Below are 15,931 nucleotides of genomic sequence, written 5' to 3' on the forward strand. Positions count from 1 at the left end.
GGACCACGCTACATTTATGCCATGAATTAACCCGCTTTGCTGAAAAAAATTCAGCGATGAGGGGTAAAAACCAGTATAGAAAGCAGGTGGAAAGATTATGGAACAAAATGTAGTATTGGAGATGCGCGATATTTCCAAAAATTTCACTGGCGTTCGTGCCCTTTCCCATGTGGACTTTACCCTTCGTAAAGGTGAGATCCACGCACTGATGGGTGAGAACGGTGCAGGTAAATCAACACTGATCAAGGTGCTGACCGGTGTTCACGAATTTGAAAGCGGTTCTATTCATATGGCCGGAAACAGCAATGCAATTGTAAATCATTCTCCGCAGGAGGCACAGGCAAACGGTATCAGTACAGTGTACCAGGAAGTAAACCTCTGCCCGAATCTGACTGTAGCCGAGAACTTATTTATCGGAAGAGAACCACGAAAATTCGGAATGATTGATTGGAAGCAGATGAATGAGCGCTCAGGAAAACTTCTTGAGAGCCTGGACATTCATGTGCCGCCAACACAGATGCTGGAGGAGTGCTCTATTGCTATCCAGCAGATGATCGCAATTGCACGTGCAGTTGATATGAAATGTCGTGTACTGATTCTGGATGAGCCAACTTCCTCACTGGATGACGATGAAGTTGAGAAGCTGTTTGTACTTATGAGAAGACTTCGTGATGAAGGAGTAGGTATTATCTTTGTCACCCATTTCCTTGAACAGGTATATGCAGTCTGCGACAGGATCACAGTTCTTCGTAACGGCGAACTGGTAGGAGAATATGAGACAAAGGATCTTCCGAGAGTTATGCTGGTTGCCAAGATGATGGGTAAAGATTTTGATGATCTTGCTGATATTAAAAGCGAGCACAAAGATAAGAAACAGGGAAAACCTGAACCTGTTATTGAAGCAAAAGGAATTTCCCATAAAGGAACCATTAAACCCTTCGACATTACTATTAACAAGGGAGAAGTTATTGGTCTTACAGGACTTCTTGGTTCCGGACGTTCTGAACTGGTTCGTGCAATCTATGGTGCAGATAAGGCTGAGACAGGAACCCTTAAGGTAAAGGGAAAAGAAGCAAAGATCAACAGTCCTCTGGATGCCATGAAACTTGGTATGGCATATCTTCCGGAAGACAGAAAAGCAGAAGGTATCATTGCAGATCTTTCTGTAAGAGAAAATATTATTATAGCGCTCCAGGCTAAACGGGGTATGTTCCATCCGTTAAGCAGAAAAGAAATGGATGAAGCAGCCGATAAGTATATTAAATTACTGCAGATCAAGACTGCAAGCCGTGAAACACCGATCAAGAGTCTGTCAGGCGGCAACCAGCAGAAGGTTATCCTTGGAAGATGGCTTCTGACAAATCCGGATTATCTGATTCTGGATGAGCCCACCAGAGGTATTGATATCGGTACAAAGACTGAAATCCAGAAACTGGTTCTTGATCTTGCAGATCAGGGAATGGCAGTTACATTTATCTCCTCAGAGGTTGAGGAAATGCTCCGTACCTGTTCCCGTATGGCAGTTCTTCGTGACGGTCAGAAGGTAGGCGAGCTGGAAGAGAATGAACTTTCCCAGAGCGGAGTTATGAAAGCTATTGCCGGAGGTGACGATAAATAATGAATAAGAGTAAATTAAAGAAAATAACAAGTGCGCGTCTGTTTCTTCCTATCGTGTGTCTCATCGCCGTACTTTTGCTCAATGTGATCAAGACACCGGACTTCTTTAATGTATCTATCCGAAACGGCGTACTTTACGGTTATATCATTGACGTTATCAATCGTGCTTCAGAGCTGGTTATCCTTGCAATCGGTATGACACTGGTAACAGCGGCATCCGGTGGACAGGATATCAGTGTTGGTGCGATCATGGCTGTAGCAGCTGCAGTTTGCTGCCAGATTCTTTCCGGCGGACAGGTTTCTGTAAATGAGTATCAGAATTCTATTATTATTGCAGTGATTGCAGCACTTCTTGCATCTGCATTATGTGGTGCATTCAATGGATTTCTGGTAGCTAAGCTGAATATTCAGCCGATGGTTGCAACTCTGATCCTTTATACAGCCGGACGTGGTATTGCACAGCTTGTAACAAATGGACAGATTACTTATATTCGTGTGGATTCTTTCAAGATGGCAGGTGGTTACATTGGAAAGTGTCCAATCCCAACTCCTATTTTCTTTGCGATCATCACAGTTTTAATTGTTTACCTGATCCTGAAGAAAACAGCACTTGGTCTTTACATCGAAAGTGTTGGTATTAATGGAAAGGCAGCCCGCCTTGTTGGATTAAATTCCACAATGATCAAATTCCTTACTTATGTCATTTGCGGCGTGCTGGCTGGTATTGCCGGAATCGTGGCATCCAGCCGTATCTATTCCGCAGATGCAAACAACATTGGTCTTAACCTGGAAATGGATGCTATCCTTGCAGTAGCACTTGGCGGAAACTTCCTTGGCGGTGGTAAATTCAGTCTGATCGGTTCCGTAATTGGTGCTTATACCATTCAGGCTCTGACCACAACACTCTATGCAATGAACGTAAAGGCTGACCAGCTTCCTGTTTATAAGGCAATCGTGGTAGTCATTATCGTTACTCTGCAGAGTGATGTATTTAAAAAATATATTGCCGGCTTAAAAGCTAAAAAGAGTGTGGCAGCAGAAGGAGGTCAGAAGTAATGAAAGCAAATGGAATGCAGAAAAAGAAAATGACAGGAAACGGCTTCCTGCTTCTGATAACAATCGCTTTATTTGCAGTAATGTATATTGCAGGTATGATCATCTTTGCTGACAAAGGTTTTGCAAAACCGCAGATGTTTCTGAATCTGTTTGTATCTAATGCAGGACTTCTGGTTATTGCATGCGGACTTACCATTGTAATGATCACCGGCGGTATTGATATTTCCGTAGGTTCTGTAACAGCTCTTGTTTGTATGGTTCTTGCAGATCTGATGGAAAACAAGGGTGTAAATACATATGTAGCAGTTTTAGTTGCACTGCTTATTGGTGTTGCTTTTGGCGTTGTGCAGGGATTTCTGGTAGCATATCTGGATATCCAGCCATTTATCGTAACCCTGGCAGGTATGTTCTTTGGACGTGGTATGACAGCTATTATCAGCACAGATATGATTTCCATTAAGAATGAGTTATTCCTGAAATGGGCAAACTTCCGTTTCTATATGCCTTTTGGTTCTACCAATAAGAAAGGAAAATTCATTCCGGCTTATATTCCTCCTACAGTAGTGATCGCAGTGATCGTTGTTATTATCATTGCAGTCCTTCTGAAATACCGTAAATTCGGACGTAAGCTGTATGCCATCGGTGGCAACCGCCAGAGTGCATTAATGATGGGACTGAATGTTAAGAGAACAATGTTCCAGGCCTATGTGCTGGATGGGTTCCTTGCAGGTCTTGGAGGATTTCTGTTCTGCTTAAACAGTTGCGCAGGTTTCGTTGAGCAGGCGAAGGGCCTTGAGATGGATGCTATCTCTTCAGCGGTTATCGGTGGTACGCTTCTTTCTGGTGGTGTTGGTACACCGATCGGTACTTTGTTTGGTGTATTGATCAAAGGTACCATTTCCAGTCTGATCACTACACAGGGTACATTATCAAGCTGGTGGGTAAGAATTATTCTTTCACTGTTGCTGTGTTTCTTTATTGTGATTCAGTCAGTGATTGCTTCTATGAAGAAGAAAGCGAAATAAGTGATTGTATTATGAAACAAGCTGGGACTTTTGGGAGTCTTGGCTTGTTTTTTGTAAAAATACTTTATTTGTTTATAACTGTGAATTAAGATGGTTTACTTGCCACGGGGAGAGTTTTATTTTATACTTTACACAATGGAAGTTATGTGAGAAATATGGCTTTACTAATGGTTGGATATGTAGTACAATCGTAACTTATTATGCGTTTATTTTAGGAGGATTATTATACAATGTGGATTGCAGATGGATGGAAAGATTATGAGGTGATTGATACTTCCTGTGGGGAGAAGCTGGAGCGTTGGGGGGATTATCTTCTGGTGCGTCCGGATCCGCAGGTTATCTGGGATACGCCCAAGGTGAATAAGGGCTGGAAGCATATGAACGGGCATTATCACAGAAGTAAGAAGGGCGGCGGTGAATGGGAGTTTTTTGATCTGCCGGAGCAGTGGGAGATTCATTATAAGGATCTGACCTTTCATTTAAAACCCTTTAGTTTTAAGCATACCGGGCTTTTTCCGGAGCAGGCTACGAACTGGGACTGGTTTGGCAATAAGATCCGTCATGCGGGACGTCCGGTGAAGGTTCTGAATCTTTTTGCCTATACAGGTGGTGCCACTCTGGCAGCAGCAGCAGCGGGAGCTTCTGTTACTCATGTGGATGCTTCTAAGGGTATGGTTACCTGGGCGAAGGAGAATGCAGTAGCATCCGGCCTTGGAAATGCACCGATACGCTGGCTGGTAGATGACTGTGTGAAGTTTGTGGAGCGTGAGATCCGCAGAGGGAATCAATATGATGCGATCATTATGGATCCCCCTTCTTATGGACGTGGACCGAAGGGGGAAATCTGGAAGATCGAGGATTGTATTCATGATCTGATCAAGCTGTGTACAAAGATTCTCAGTGATGAGCCCCTGTTTTTCCTGATCAATTCCTATACAACAGGTCTGGCACCGGCAGTTCTTACTTATATGTTGTCTACTGAATTGAAGAAGTTCGGCGGACATGTGGATTCTCAGGAAATCGGGCTTCCGGTAAGCTCTAATGGACTGGTTCTGCCTTGCGGTGCTTCTGGAAGATGGGAAGCTTAATTATGAAGGAACTTAATTTAAAACATGAAGCCAAGCGTTACGGCTGTGCAGTTCTGGCTGCAACGATTATGGCGTTGAATATTAAGACATTTGTTCGTGCAGGCGGTCTTTTTCCGGGAGGATTTACAGGACTTACTCTGCTGCTCCAGAATATTTTTCAGACATTTATGGGGATTGCAGTTCCGTATACGCTGATTAATGTACTGCTGAACTCTATTCCTGTATTTATCGGTCTGAAATTTATCGGAAGGAAATTTACCATCAGTTCTGTCTGTGTGATCGTGCTTTCCGGTCTGCTTACGGATATTATTCCCAGTCAGCCGATCACTTATGATACATTGCTGATCAGTATCTTTGGCGGTCTGATTAATGGATTTTGTATCAGTCTCTGCCTGATCGGTAATACAAGTACAGGTGGAACTGACTTTATTGCAATTTATTTTTCTGAGAAGAGCGGCAGGGATATCTGGAATTATATTCTGTGTGGAAATGCAGTGATTCTGACTGTGGCAGGTTTACTTTTTGGATGGGACAGGGCACTTTACTCTATTATCTTTCAGTTTACCTCTACTCAGGTGATTCAGATGCTGCATCAGAGATATAAGAAGCATACGCTGTTTATTATCACGAAGGAGCCGTATCAGATTTATGAGGAGATTTTCAAACTTACCAACCATACGGCAACACGTTTTGAAGGTACCGGATGTTACACAGACGAGAAGACCAGTATGATCTATTCTGTAGTCTCTACAGAAGAAGCGAAATATCTGGTAAAAAAGGTACATGAGATTGATCCGAAGGCTTTTGTAAATATTATCAAAACTGATTACATAAACGGAAGATTTTACCAGAAAACAGACTATTAATTACTTGTATTCCCTTCCTGTGAGCGTATAATATAAGATACAAGGAATTCTGTTCGTTCACGGGACTTTTGATTGAACGAACAGTAACCGGCACACAAGGAGGGCGATGTATATGGGTAATGCAGCAGAAAGCACACTTCCTCACGGCAATACCTCAGGCTATGACCGCAAAGCCTGCAGGACATGTGCCTGTTCCACCTGTTATGAGCAGGAGTTCTGCGACAGATGCAGCTCCTGTCAGAACCAGTCACGGAAATTAGACAGGTGCAATGCCTATGAGGGAGCATATAACTATTAACCTCAACACAATTAAGAAGCTGCCGCACATCCTGAGATGGACGGCAAACTGGACGAAGCCGCTGTGGGATATACAGCGGCTTTTGTGATTTATAACGTTTCCTTGAATTTACAGATTTGTAAAATATATCTGTTATAATAAATATATTCTATTATTATAAATTTTTCGGCATATGTTTTGGCTTATTGCTATTTTATAAAGAAACAGACATTCACAGAAGGAGAAAAGATATGATCGTATATCACTATTGTAGCTTGGATTCATTTAATTCTATTTTGAAACATCGCTCTCTTCGTCTGACAAATATTTTGAAATCCAATGATTCCATGGAGATCAGCTGGATCTGTCGATATTATGAAGCGGAATTTAAAAAAGCATATAAAAATACTTCGGATTTGTTCAAAGCCTGTATTTCACCGGAGAGATTCAGGGGTTATGTGAAGTTGTTTGCAGATGAATTTTTCGATGAAAATTATGCGGATTTCAGATATTATGTAACCTGTTTTTCCTATCAGAATGATCTGCTCAGCCAGTGGCGCGGGTACGCAGATGACGGACGGGGAGCTGCCATTGGATTTGATCTGGATGTGCTGAAGGAGATTACCACAGTCTCACCGGAGATTTCGAAGCCATCCATTGTGTCATTACATAAGATCAGTTATTCTGAGGCAGAGCAGCGGGAGGTTGTGCATCAGATCGTGAAGGAACTGATTGCTGAAATTGAGGAAATGCTGCAGAAAGAAAGGGAATATTCGGAAAATGCTAAGAACTCCCAGGACTGTAAAATAGAATTGCTTGATAATGTTATGAGCTGTTTTGAGAGAAAATTTATGGAATTATTTCAGGAATCAGTTTATATGAAGAATCCTTTTTTCAGAGAAGAAAGTGAAATCCGCTTATGTGAGTTTTCTCCTAAGCAATTTCTCATGGGAAGAGAGGTTAAGCTTTCCCAGGGAGCCCGCCTGCACAATTATTCTTATTATGTCAGGGAAAATCAGCTCATATCCTATGTGGATTTTGACTTTTCAGATTGCTTTGAAAAGCTGATCAGAGAGGTTGTTATAGGGCCGAAATGCCTGATGTCACAGCGGGATATGGAGTTTTATCTGGCTACACTGGGCCTTTCGGATTGTCAGGTAAATAAATCACAGGGAACCTATCGTTAAAGTATCATACATCAGGGAAAGGCAGATGACAAATATGAAGGAAAAATTATTTTTCAGGAAGCTGGCAGTATTTCTTATGCTCACATTATTTCTGGCGGCGGGAACTTTTATGAGTACAGCCTCCGTACAGGCAGCAGCCTACGTCAAACAGAATGAAACCTCTGTCAGCATTACATCTAAGAAAACCGGATGGCAGAAAATAGGCGGAGACTACTATTTTTACAATTCCAAAGGCCGTCTCGTCTGCGGTTCTTTTAAATACAAGGGATATTATTACTATAGCAATTCTAATGGCAAACGGTTCACCGGATGGATGAAGCGTTCCGGTAACAAATATTATTATAACCGTAAAAACGGAGCTATGTTCCGCAATCGCTGGGCGACGGGTGATAAATATACTTACTATTTCAATAAATCCGGTGTAGCAATCGCCGGCCAGTGGCTTACTCAAAATGGAAAAAAATACTATTTCCTCAGCAATTCCACCATGGCAAAGGGATGGCAGAAGATAGGCAAATATTATTACTATTTCAGCAAGAAAACAGGAGTGATGGCAAAGAATACCTGGGTAGGAAAATATTATGTCAATGCGAAGGGGCAACGTGTAAAATCTTCAGATGCAAAGCCAACAGTCAGTCAGAGCGGAAACACCTATACATATAAAAGCAGCACCCTGAATATTAAGCTGGAGCGTAAATCTGTCCACGGTATTTCTTACTGGGCTGCGCATATAAAAACTGCCAGTCCCAAACAGCTGAGATCTGCACTTTCCAACGGAACCTACGGTGGGGAACGCCAGACTACTTCCTCAGCAGTATCCTCCAATGGCGGAATCATCGGGGTAAACGGCAGTGCTTTTGACTATGGTACAGGAAAACCTTCTCCTCTTGGCATGTGCATCAAAAATGGGATTCTCTACGGTGATTACATGACCAGTTATTCTGTTATGGCAGTCAAAAATAACGGAACGATCTATACCCCTGCCCAGGGCCTTATGGGAAAAGATCTGCTGGCAGCAGGTGTAAAAGATACCTATAACTTCGGACCGATCCTGATTAAGGATGGCGCAGCACAGCTGCCCTGGGCAGAAACAGAGAAATATTATCCCCGTACAGCAGTAGGGATGGTAAAGCCCAATGACTATGTACTCCTTGTAACAGACACTGGAAATTACTCAGGACTGAATCACTGGGATATGGTCAATATTTTTAAATCCTATGGCTGTACTTATGCTTACAACCTGGATGGCGGCGGTTCTGCGACCCTGTACTTTAATGGAAAAGTAATGAACAGGCTGATTGGAAATACCCAGCGCCCCTGCGCAGATTTTCTTTACTTTACCCGATGATCCGTTCGGACATCTTAGAAGTGCTAATGTGTTGTTTTTGTTGGTACATGGTGCTATTATAATCATAGCTGATAAAACTCTGGTTTCGGCAAAATGATTCAATACAGTCCGCGATGGGAGGGGATAACAATAATCGTTTTAGAAGAAATACTAATGGCAAACGGATTAACCGTGTTAATGATGTGGTTCCTTTTGCTTTGCAGACGAAAGAACAGAGAGAGTCTTCACGTAGGTGATAAAATATATGATGGAATGGCAATCGTAAATTTACTGGGTGCATTGTCTGAGACAATTGCTTTTCTAGTAGATGGAAAACAATTTATTGGCAGCAGACAAATAAATTATGTCTCTAATAGTATATGCTTTATAGGTACAGTTAGTATAGGGCTTCTTTGGTGTCTGTATGTTGAATTGCGCATTTATCGAAATTATAAGAGGATATTCAAAAAAGCAAGATTTGTGATGTTTCCGTGGGTTGTAGAAGTAATTATGGTTTTATGTAATCTGCTTGGAACAGGGATTATGTTTAAAATATCTGAGGGAAATATATATCAGAGAGCAGCAGGCGCAATAGTAGGATATATTTCGCTTATAATATACTTTGCATACAGTATATACCTAGTGCATCAATCCAAGAAACAAGGGATGAATCTGAATTTTTTCCCTGTGATATATTTCGTTGGTCCTTGTTTTGCAGGAGTGCTTATCCAGTTTCTCTTTTATGGAATCACATCGTCATGGGTATTGGTTGCGGTTGCATTGATATTTGTGCAGATGCAGTCATATGCAGAGAATTTATATATGGATGAGCTTTCCGGATTATATAATCGAAGATATCTTAATGCAGTACTTACTGAAAGGAAAATTACAATCGGGAAATCATTATATGGAATCATGATGGATGTCAACGACTTTAAGTATCTCAATGACAATTTTGGTCATAGTATGGGAGATAAGGCTATCTGTACGCTGGGAAACATACTTTTAAGATCTATACCAGATGGTGGTATAGCAATTCGATATGCGGGAGATGAGTTTATTGTGTTGCTGTCGGGGGTTGATACAGAGCGTGTCTTAGCAACAATGGATGAGATCAATCACAATCTATCCCAGTTTAATGAATCCAAGATAGAACCATTTACTCTAAGTGTATCCATGGGATACGCAGAATTTGGAGCAGGAGATGATACAGAAGCTTTTCTAATGCATATGGATGAGAAAATGTATGAGGAAAAAAGAAAGTATCATTTGTTAAAGAAATCAAACAGTTCACGACAATAAAGTATAGGAAAATACTTATTCTGTAATTGAAAATGCGATACCTTTTTGGAGGTATTTGAGCCTGAGGGTCAGCTGTGCTGACCCTTTTGAATTACAGCATTAATCAGAGTTTTTTACCGGAGCATTATTTTTCGTACATAATGTGGGTATTGAAAGTGAGTGAATGGGGCAATGTGGATTATTGAAACTCAACCTATATGATATAATAATAAACAAATGATAAAAATACAACATCAGTCAGATGGTATGATAAACAAATTGCATACTGGAGGATGAAAAAGTGGATAAACAGAGTATATTTCGAAGGGAAAGCCTTGATCGTGTTGAATCTCCGGAACAATTAGATGCATATATTAAGGTGTCTCATCCGAAGGTTTGGTTAATTATGGCGGCACTTCTGGTAGCGATAATATCTGTAATACAAACCTGATAGGATGTAAGGCAAATATTACACTGCCTGATGGAAGAAGTATCAGTGGCAAAGTGGAAGCTGTGAGTCAGAATCCTTATTCACAGGAAGAAATTCGTGCTGAAATATCAGAAGACTGGCTTGCGGATAATGTGCTTGATGGAAACTATTCTTATGAAGTTCGGGTTATAGTGGAAGAAGACATTCCCTCAAATATGCTGGCAACAGTTATTATTACAACAGCCGAAATGAAACCAATTCAATTTATTTTGGATTAGGAGCGTGCTATGAAAAAGAGAAAAAAAAGAATCACAGTTCCGGTTATTATGCAGATGGAAGCAAAGCTTCCAGTATTGCAAAAGCCGGAAGAAGTTATGGGCTGGAGGTAAAAGCGCATCGATATGGAGTAGACGAAGTAAAAGAGAATGTTACTTATCCTGCAATTATCCATTGGAACTTTAATCATTTTGTTGTGTTATGCGGTTTTACCAAAAATGCAGCTGTAATTAATGATCCTGCACGTGGAACGGTCAAGGTAACAATGGAAGAATTTGATCATTCTTTTACAGGAGTATGTATTGAGTTCACACCAGGAGAAAACTTTGAGACGGGCGGAAAGCCGGAAAGTGTATTTAAGTTTTTGAAGGATAGACTGGCCAATACAATGGATTCTGTGATTTTTGTAATGATTACGGCGTCCCTTGTTGCTTTTGCAGGCTTGGTTACTCCCGTGTTTGCCAGAATATTTACGGATCAGATTTTGCCCGGACATAATATGCATTGGCTGGTAATGCTTCTGGTGGCAATGTTTTTCACTGCTATATTCCGAATGATTGTTGGTTTTCTTAATGAGATATATCTTTATAGGATTAAAGGAAAGCTTGCTATTGTATCAAATGCCTCATTTATGTGGCATATGCTTCATCTGCCCATGGATTTTTATGCACAACGAATGGTGGGAGACCTTGCAGGCAGACAAAAACTGAATGATCAGATTGCAGAGACTTTGATCGCAAAAATAGCTCCGGTGTTTATCCAGATTATACTGTTGTTTTTTTATTTTATAATCATGATACGTTACAGTGTGGTTTTGACTTTTGTAGGTTGTATTGCGATTGTGTTAAATCTGCTTGCGTCTCAGATCGCATCACATATGCGGGTGGAAACTACCAGAGTTCGTATGAGGGATGAAAGTAAAGTGGATTCTGCAACTATGTCAGGAATTGATATGATAGAGAGTATTAAAAGCTCAGGTGCAGAGAATGGGTTCTTTGAAAGATGGGCTGGATTTCAGGTTTCAGCAAATATCCAGACAGTAAAGCAGTTAAGAAATGACAGCTTCTTTCTGAGTATTCCGGTTTTGCTTCAGGAATTGTCGAATGCGGCAATTCTTACCATTGGTGTGTGGCTGATTATGAAAGGAAAATTCAGTGTTGGTATGCTTGTGGCATTTCAGAGTCTGCTTCAGCAATTCATGATGCCTGTGGAAAGCCTGCTTGATATTGGACAAAGCATTCAGGAAACACGTACTTCTATGGAACGTGTACAGGATGTTATGAAATATGCTTCTGACAACAGTTATGTAAAGACGTTTTCAGAGGATGATATTACTGAATTTGAGAAGCTGAAAGGAACAATAGAACTTCGGCATGTGACTTTTGGATACTCGAAATTGGAGGAGCCACTTCTGAAAGACTTTAATCTGATCATTCATCCCAGAGATAAAGTTGCTTTTGTAGGACCATCCGGCTGCGGAAAATCTACGATTGCAAAGCTGATTTCGGGGCTCTATGAACCGTGGGAGGGAGAAATCCTTTACGATGGGAAAAAGATAACTGAGATACCAAGAGAGTCGTTTTCAGGTTCGCTGTCTGTTGTTGATCAGGAGATCACCTTATTTGAGGATAGTATTTCGGAAAATATCAAAATGTGGGATAAGAGCATTACGGATTATGAAGTGATCCTTGCGTCTCGGGATGCCCAGATTTATCAGGATATTATGGCGCGTCCGGGAGGGTATGAACACAAGATTGATGCAGGAGGCCGTAATTTTAGTGGTGGTCAGCGTCAGCGTTTTGAAATTGCAAGAGTCTTGGCAGGAGACCCTACAATCGTAATTTTGGATGAGGCAACGTCAGCCCTGGATGCTAAAACAGAATATGAAGTCACCAAGGCAATCAAAAACCGTGGAATTACTACGATAGTAGTTGCACATCGTCTTTCTACGATCAGGGACTGTAATGAAATTATTGTGTTAGAGCATGGTCAGATAAAAGAGAGAGGCACTCACGAGGAATTCAGTGTGTGGTGTCAAAATGGTGTCAAAGTGGTGTCGGAAATCCATGGTAATGGGAGAGAAAGGACTTATTTTTTTATTTGTTTTTACTTTACGTGAATGCTATACTGTATTCAATAGATAACTTTTATTATGATTGTCAATGGAAGGGATGTGGGCGATTTGATATATCTGTATACGGAGAAGCAAGATTCAGATGAATGGATTTTGAAGAATGATTTGTATTTTAATGGCAAGGAAATAGTTACCGGAAAAAATGGATATGAAAAATGGTGGAGCAGAGAATATAAAAGGAGAGTGGAAGATGATATATCATAAAATTGAGTTTCAGGCATAGCCATTTGAATATTCTCTCGAATTTACCAACCGTATTACGCTTGTGATTTCATAAAAGTCTGGAAGCTTGCCGTGACAAGTTCATTGTTATTGATAACGCAGATACGATTCTTACGGATGAGGACAGGATATTTATGGACGGAAGATAATTTTTTGGAAGTGTTGTCCAGTATGGAGTTTCAAAGAATTATAAAAAATATAGGTGTTTAAAAAATCGATTTTGGGGGCGTGTTCGCAAAAACACGTTAATTGCCTTTTTAAGAGGCTTTTTATGTTTACCCTATTTGACTTGGGAAGAGATTCATAAAACGCCTGTAAGGGCAAAATACGAGGTCGATTTTTTGTTATCATTTTCAAAGTTTTATAGTTGTGCTTTACAGTGAGTGTATATTTGATTGAAAGCGAGGGGAATTTTATCGTGAACGAAAAGTCAGAGATTATCTTTATGCAGACGAGATTAATCAGGCTCGCGTCAGAAGAATGGCAGTTACCTATTGATAAAGTTGTTGAAGTATTTAAAAAAATGAATGTATTCGGTTACATTGAAGCGGGCTATGGAATTTTTCATTGTGAGGGAGATGAAGCAGTTTTGGAAGACATTGATGAGTTCCTTGCGAGAAAGGGGATAGATGTGTATAAGGAAGAAATTGCTGCTTCCAAATCTGGTACGGACTGATAGAAATTGCTGCAGTACAGATAAAGATAACCAGAGGAAGACATACAGAGATGTGTCACATATCCAGAGAATATGTCTCTGGTAAAACTGATGCTGGAAGATAACGAGCCGATAGAAAAGATAGTGAAATATACGGATTACTCTGTTGATAAGATTAAAAAGATAGCAGAGTCAATGGGAAAAAGAATAGTATTATAATAAGAACAGTGGGATATTCTTGAAACAGATATTGGGGTGTGATAAGATAAGAATAAAAGAATTACAGTTCGGGAAAAGAGTATAATATTGAAGTCCAGCGTTCTTATAAAGGAGCAGATGCGAAACGGTCCAGATATAACTAATGATGTGATGGGAAAGGGGATGCCTGTTTATCATATTAAGCGTGTAGTTGAAGAAACAGGTGAATAATTTGGTTATGTGCAAAGCCATGGAAGACATGAGGAATGAAACAATAAAAGAAACCAGTGTGGCGTCTGCGAAAAGGATGCTAAAGGATGGGTTTCTGTCACTGGAGAAGATTGCAGAATACACAGGATTCTCTTTTGAGGAAGTACGGGAGCTTTCACGAAAAGAATTCGCTTGAGGGTCTCATATAAATGCAGAAAGTATTACGGGGCAGAGATTTTTCTCTGCCTTTATCAATGAAGCAATAAAAGGTAATACTAGATAATGGAACAGGAATATGCCTGATGGAAAGTGTTGACATAAGGAAAAGACAACAGGAGATGTTTTATGGCAAAAATGACAGTATATCATGGAGGTTACAAGCCGGTAAAAGAGCCGGAGATTCGTGCCGGAAGAAATACGAAAGATTTTGGTACCGGATTTTACTGTACTATAATAAAAGAACAGGAACAAAGATGGTCGAAACGGTATAATACAAAGATTGTTTCTGTTTATGAAGTCAAACTTGATCCGAAGTTAAATATAAAAGAATTCCGGGAAATGACGGATGAGTGGCTTGATTTTATTATTGCCTGCAGGAGTGGAGAAAGTCACGATTATGACATTGTGATAGGAGCAATGGCAGATGATCAGATTTATAATTATATTGCAGATTATATGGATGGAGTAATTACAAGGGAGCAGTTTTGGGTATTGGTGAAGTTTAAATATCCTACACATCAGATTGCGTTTTGTACAAGTCAGGCCTTAAAGAGCCTGACCTATAGAGGATATGAAGAGGTGAAAGAATGACAAATCAGATTGGAAGAGAAAATCAAAAGGATAACGACCTGTTTTTTACCTGCAGTTTGATTGATTATATTGCCAGAAAAACAAAAAATACCCGAACAGACGTTGTTAATAAGCTGGGTAAAAAAAGACTGCAGAAAATATATGATCTGGCGGATGTTTACCACTGTGATAATATTGACAGAGTAAGTGATGACTTCATAGAGGATGCAGAAATCATAAATGGGACGTTTGATAATGTCGGAGAGTGCAGGTATGCAATCCCATCCCATTGGGACATAGGAAAGGTATATAAAAGACTGATTAAACAGGTGGCGCAGGGGGAAAAACTCAGCATCATTGATGCTTTGATAAAAGTATATAATTCTTTTATCAGCCAGAAAATTGATGATTACAACAGCAGTGTGTACTATGAAAATCCTTCATATATTTATGAGAGTTACAGGGAAAATGAAATGCTGTAAGCTTTGATCTGCCATAATTTAACCCTGTTCATATGGTGCTATGTCCCAGCGTTCCTGCTGCCATCAGGATACCCACCAATATCAGGAAACAGCCGCTGACAGTATTGATGATCCGGTAGTGTTTTTTAATCCAGTTGAAGGCTGACTTCAAATAGTCGATCAGAATAGCACTGAGAAGAAAAGGAATGCCAAGTCCCAACGAATAGCAAAGCAGCATCAGCATACCTTTAATTACATGACCCTGCTGAGAGGCCAGCATCAAGGCAGAACCCCATCTCACGACTGTTTAATGTTTTACTGCCGCCTCTGAACAAATTCATTTTGAAAATGCCCAGAAAATTGAGGCCAAAAAGAATTACTATCAATCCGGAAATTAAATTCACTGCACCTTTGTATTCTCGCAGGAAGCTGCCAATGGTGCCTGCCAAAGTGCCCATTGCCACAAAGATTACAGTAAACCCACTAACAAATCCCAACGCTCCCAACAAGGTCTTTTTTGTGCTGCGTTCTCCACCACCTGCAAAATAGGAGATATAGATGGGCAGCATGGGAAGCAGGCAGGGTGATATGAAGGTGATAATGCCCTCCAGGAAAGCTACTGCGTATTGCATGAACCGCTGCACCCCTTTCCGAAAATACCGGACAACAGCCAGCCGATAAAGCCCATATAGGCCATCGTGATGAACGGGTTAGAAGTCAGCGGACAAGCTCCAGTGGGGCATCCCACAAAGTAGTAATATGCAAGGCCAACTAATGCGCCGCCTGCGGTAAAAAGAACTGGCTTCAGCCATTTTTTAATTTTTTCTTTCAT

At 40.6% G+C, this 15,931-nt stretch carries 19 protein-coding genes and 1 pseudogene; 17 read left to right on the forward strand and 3 right to left on the reverse strand.

The genetic code is table 11. The features are described from left to right. The first annotated feature begins 97 nt into the window (after window positions 1–97). The 17 genes and pseudogenes from ACTNDS_RS02965 to ACTNDS_RS03045 all read left to right on the forward strand — a co-directional run bounded on the left by ACTNDS_RS02965 (window position 98) and on the right by ACTNDS_RS03045 (window position 15,120). Window positions 98–1,618, forward strand: coding sequence for a sugar ABC transporter ATP-binding protein (locus ACTNDS_RS02965; RefSeq protein ID WP_441033497.1), 1,521 nt, complete (start codon window positions 98–100; stop codon window positions 1,616–1,618). Continuing rightward, window positions 1,618–2,673, forward strand: coding sequence for an ABC transporter permease (locus ACTNDS_RS02970; RefSeq protein WP_441033499.1), 1,056 nt, complete (start codon window positions 1,618–1,620; stop codon window positions 2,671–2,673). Before ACTNDS_RS02965 ends, ACTNDS_RS02970 begins: the two co-directional genes overlap by 1 nt. Next, window positions 2,673–3,698 carry an ABC transporter permease subunit gene (locus tag ACTNDS_RS02975; protein ID WP_118331575.1) on the forward strand — a complete coding sequence of 342 codons (1,026 nt, stop codon included), beginning with the start codon at window positions 2,673–2,675 and terminating at the stop codon, window positions 3,696–3,698. The genes ACTNDS_RS02970 and ACTNDS_RS02975 overlap by 1 nt, the downstream gene beginning before the upstream one ends. 230 nt (window positions 3,699–3,928) lie before the next feature. Beyond that, window positions 3,929–4,786, forward strand: a complete 858-nt coding sequence (locus tag ACTNDS_RS02980) for a class I SAM-dependent methyltransferase (RefSeq protein ID WP_173743297.1) — start codon at window positions 3,929–3,931, stop codon at window positions 4,784–4,786. A 2-nt stretch (window positions 4,787–4,788) separates the two neighbouring features. Then, a complete protein-coding gene (locus tag ACTNDS_RS02985) occupies window positions 4,789–5,652 on the forward strand; it encodes a YitT family protein (protein WP_441033504.1) in 864 nt (287 codons plus the stop codon). 112 nt (window positions 5,653–5,764) lie between these two features. After that, complete coding sequence (locus tag ACTNDS_RS02990) at window positions 5,765–5,950, forward strand: hypothetical protein (protein ID WP_173743295.1); 186 nt, start codon at window positions 5,765–5,767, stop codon at window positions 5,948–5,950. Window positions 5,951–6,180: 230 nt separating this feature from the next. Next, complete coding sequence (locus tag ACTNDS_RS02995; protein ID WP_441033508.1) at window positions 6,181–7,116, forward strand: DUF2971 domain-containing protein; 936 nt, start codon at window positions 6,181–6,183, stop codon at window positions 7,114–7,116. Window positions 7,117–7,150: 34 nt separating this feature from the next. After that, the gene (locus tag ACTNDS_RS03000) at window positions 7,151–8,464 is read left to right on the forward strand and encodes a phosphodiester glycosidase family protein (protein WP_441033511.1); all 1,314 of its coding nucleotides are present in this window, start codon (window positions 7,151–7,153) and stop codon (window positions 8,462–8,464) included. A 153-nt stretch (window positions 8,465–8,617) separates the two neighbouring features. Beyond that, window positions 8,618–9,745, forward strand: coding sequence for a GGDEF domain-containing protein (locus ACTNDS_RS03005; RefSeq protein ID WP_441033514.1), 1,128 nt, complete (start codon window positions 8,618–8,620; stop codon window positions 9,743–9,745). 375 nt (window positions 9,746–10,120) lie between these two features. Continuing rightward, window positions 10,121–10,432 (forward strand): hypothetical protein, encoded by a 312-nt coding sequence (locus ACTNDS_RS03010; RefSeq protein WP_441033517.1) that lies wholly within the window; start codon window positions 10,121–10,123, stop codon window positions 10,430–10,432. Between the two features lie 74 nt (window positions 10,433–10,506). Further along, window positions 10,507–10,692 (forward strand): annotated as a pseudogene (locus ACTNDS_RS03015) (cysteine peptidase family C39 domain-containing protein); the annotation flags it as partial. A 3-nt stretch (window positions 10,693–10,695) separates the two neighbouring features. Next, window positions 10,696–12,549, forward strand: coding sequence for an ATP-binding cassette domain-containing protein (locus ACTNDS_RS03020; RefSeq protein WP_441033520.1), 1,854 nt, complete (start codon window positions 10,696–10,698; stop codon window positions 12,547–12,549). Between the two features lie 54 nt (window positions 12,550–12,603). After that, window positions 12,604–12,768: a hypothetical protein gene (locus ACTNDS_RS03025; RefSeq protein ID WP_279206925.1), complete on the forward strand. Its 165-nt coding sequence runs from the start codon at window positions 12,604–12,606 to the stop codon at window positions 12,766–12,768. 436 nt (window positions 12,769–13,204) lie between these two features. Beyond that, window positions 13,205–13,462: a DUF3791 domain-containing protein gene (locus ACTNDS_RS03030; RefSeq protein ID WP_441033523.1), complete on the forward strand. Its 258-nt coding sequence runs from the start codon at window positions 13,205–13,207 to the stop codon at window positions 13,460–13,462. 400 nt (window positions 13,463–13,862) lie between these two features. After that, entirely contained in the window at window positions 13,863–14,045 is a 183-nt protein-coding gene (locus tag ACTNDS_RS03035) for a hypothetical protein (RefSeq protein WP_441033526.1), read from the forward strand. Window positions 14,046–14,194: 149 nt separating this feature from the next. Further along, window positions 14,195–14,659: a DUF3990 domain-containing protein gene (locus tag ACTNDS_RS03040; protein WP_441033528.1), complete on the forward strand. Its 465-nt coding sequence runs from the start codon at window positions 14,195–14,197 to the stop codon at window positions 14,657–14,659. Further along, window positions 14,656–15,120, forward strand: a complete 465-nt coding sequence (locus ACTNDS_RS03045; RefSeq protein WP_441033531.1) for a hypothetical protein — start codon at window positions 14,656–14,658, stop codon at window positions 15,118–15,120. Before ACTNDS_RS03040 ends, ACTNDS_RS03045 begins: the two co-directional genes overlap by 4 nt. Window positions 15,121–15,148: 28 nt before the next feature. On the opposite strand, the gene ACTNDS_RS03050 is transcribed toward ACTNDS_RS03045, so the two are convergent. The 3 genes from ACTNDS_RS03050 to ACTNDS_RS03060 are packed head-to-tail and all read right to left on the reverse strand — an operon-like array spanning window position 15,149 to window position 15,931. Next, window positions 15,149–15,379, reverse strand: coding sequence for a hypothetical protein (locus ACTNDS_RS03050; protein ID WP_441033534.1), 231 nt, complete (start codon window positions 15,377–15,379; stop codon window positions 15,149–15,151). After that, entirely contained in the window at window positions 15,348–15,731 is a 384-nt protein-coding gene (locus tag ACTNDS_RS03055; protein WP_441033537.1) for a cytochrome c biogenesis CcdA family protein, read from the reverse strand. Before ACTNDS_RS03055 ends, ACTNDS_RS03050 begins: the two co-directional genes overlap by 32 nt. Next, window positions 15,716–15,931 carry a hypothetical protein gene (locus tag ACTNDS_RS03060; RefSeq protein ID WP_235249362.1) on the reverse strand — a complete coding sequence of 72 codons (216 nt, stop codon included), beginning with the start codon at window positions 15,929–15,931 and terminating at the stop codon, window positions 15,716–15,718. The genes ACTNDS_RS03055 and ACTNDS_RS03060 overlap by 16 nt, the downstream gene beginning before the upstream one ends.

The organism is Blautia sp. HCP3S3_C12, assembly GCF_052064155.1.
In the GTDB taxonomy this organism is placed as follows: Bacteria; Bacillota; Clostridia; order Lachnospirales; family Lachnospiraceae; genus Blautia_A.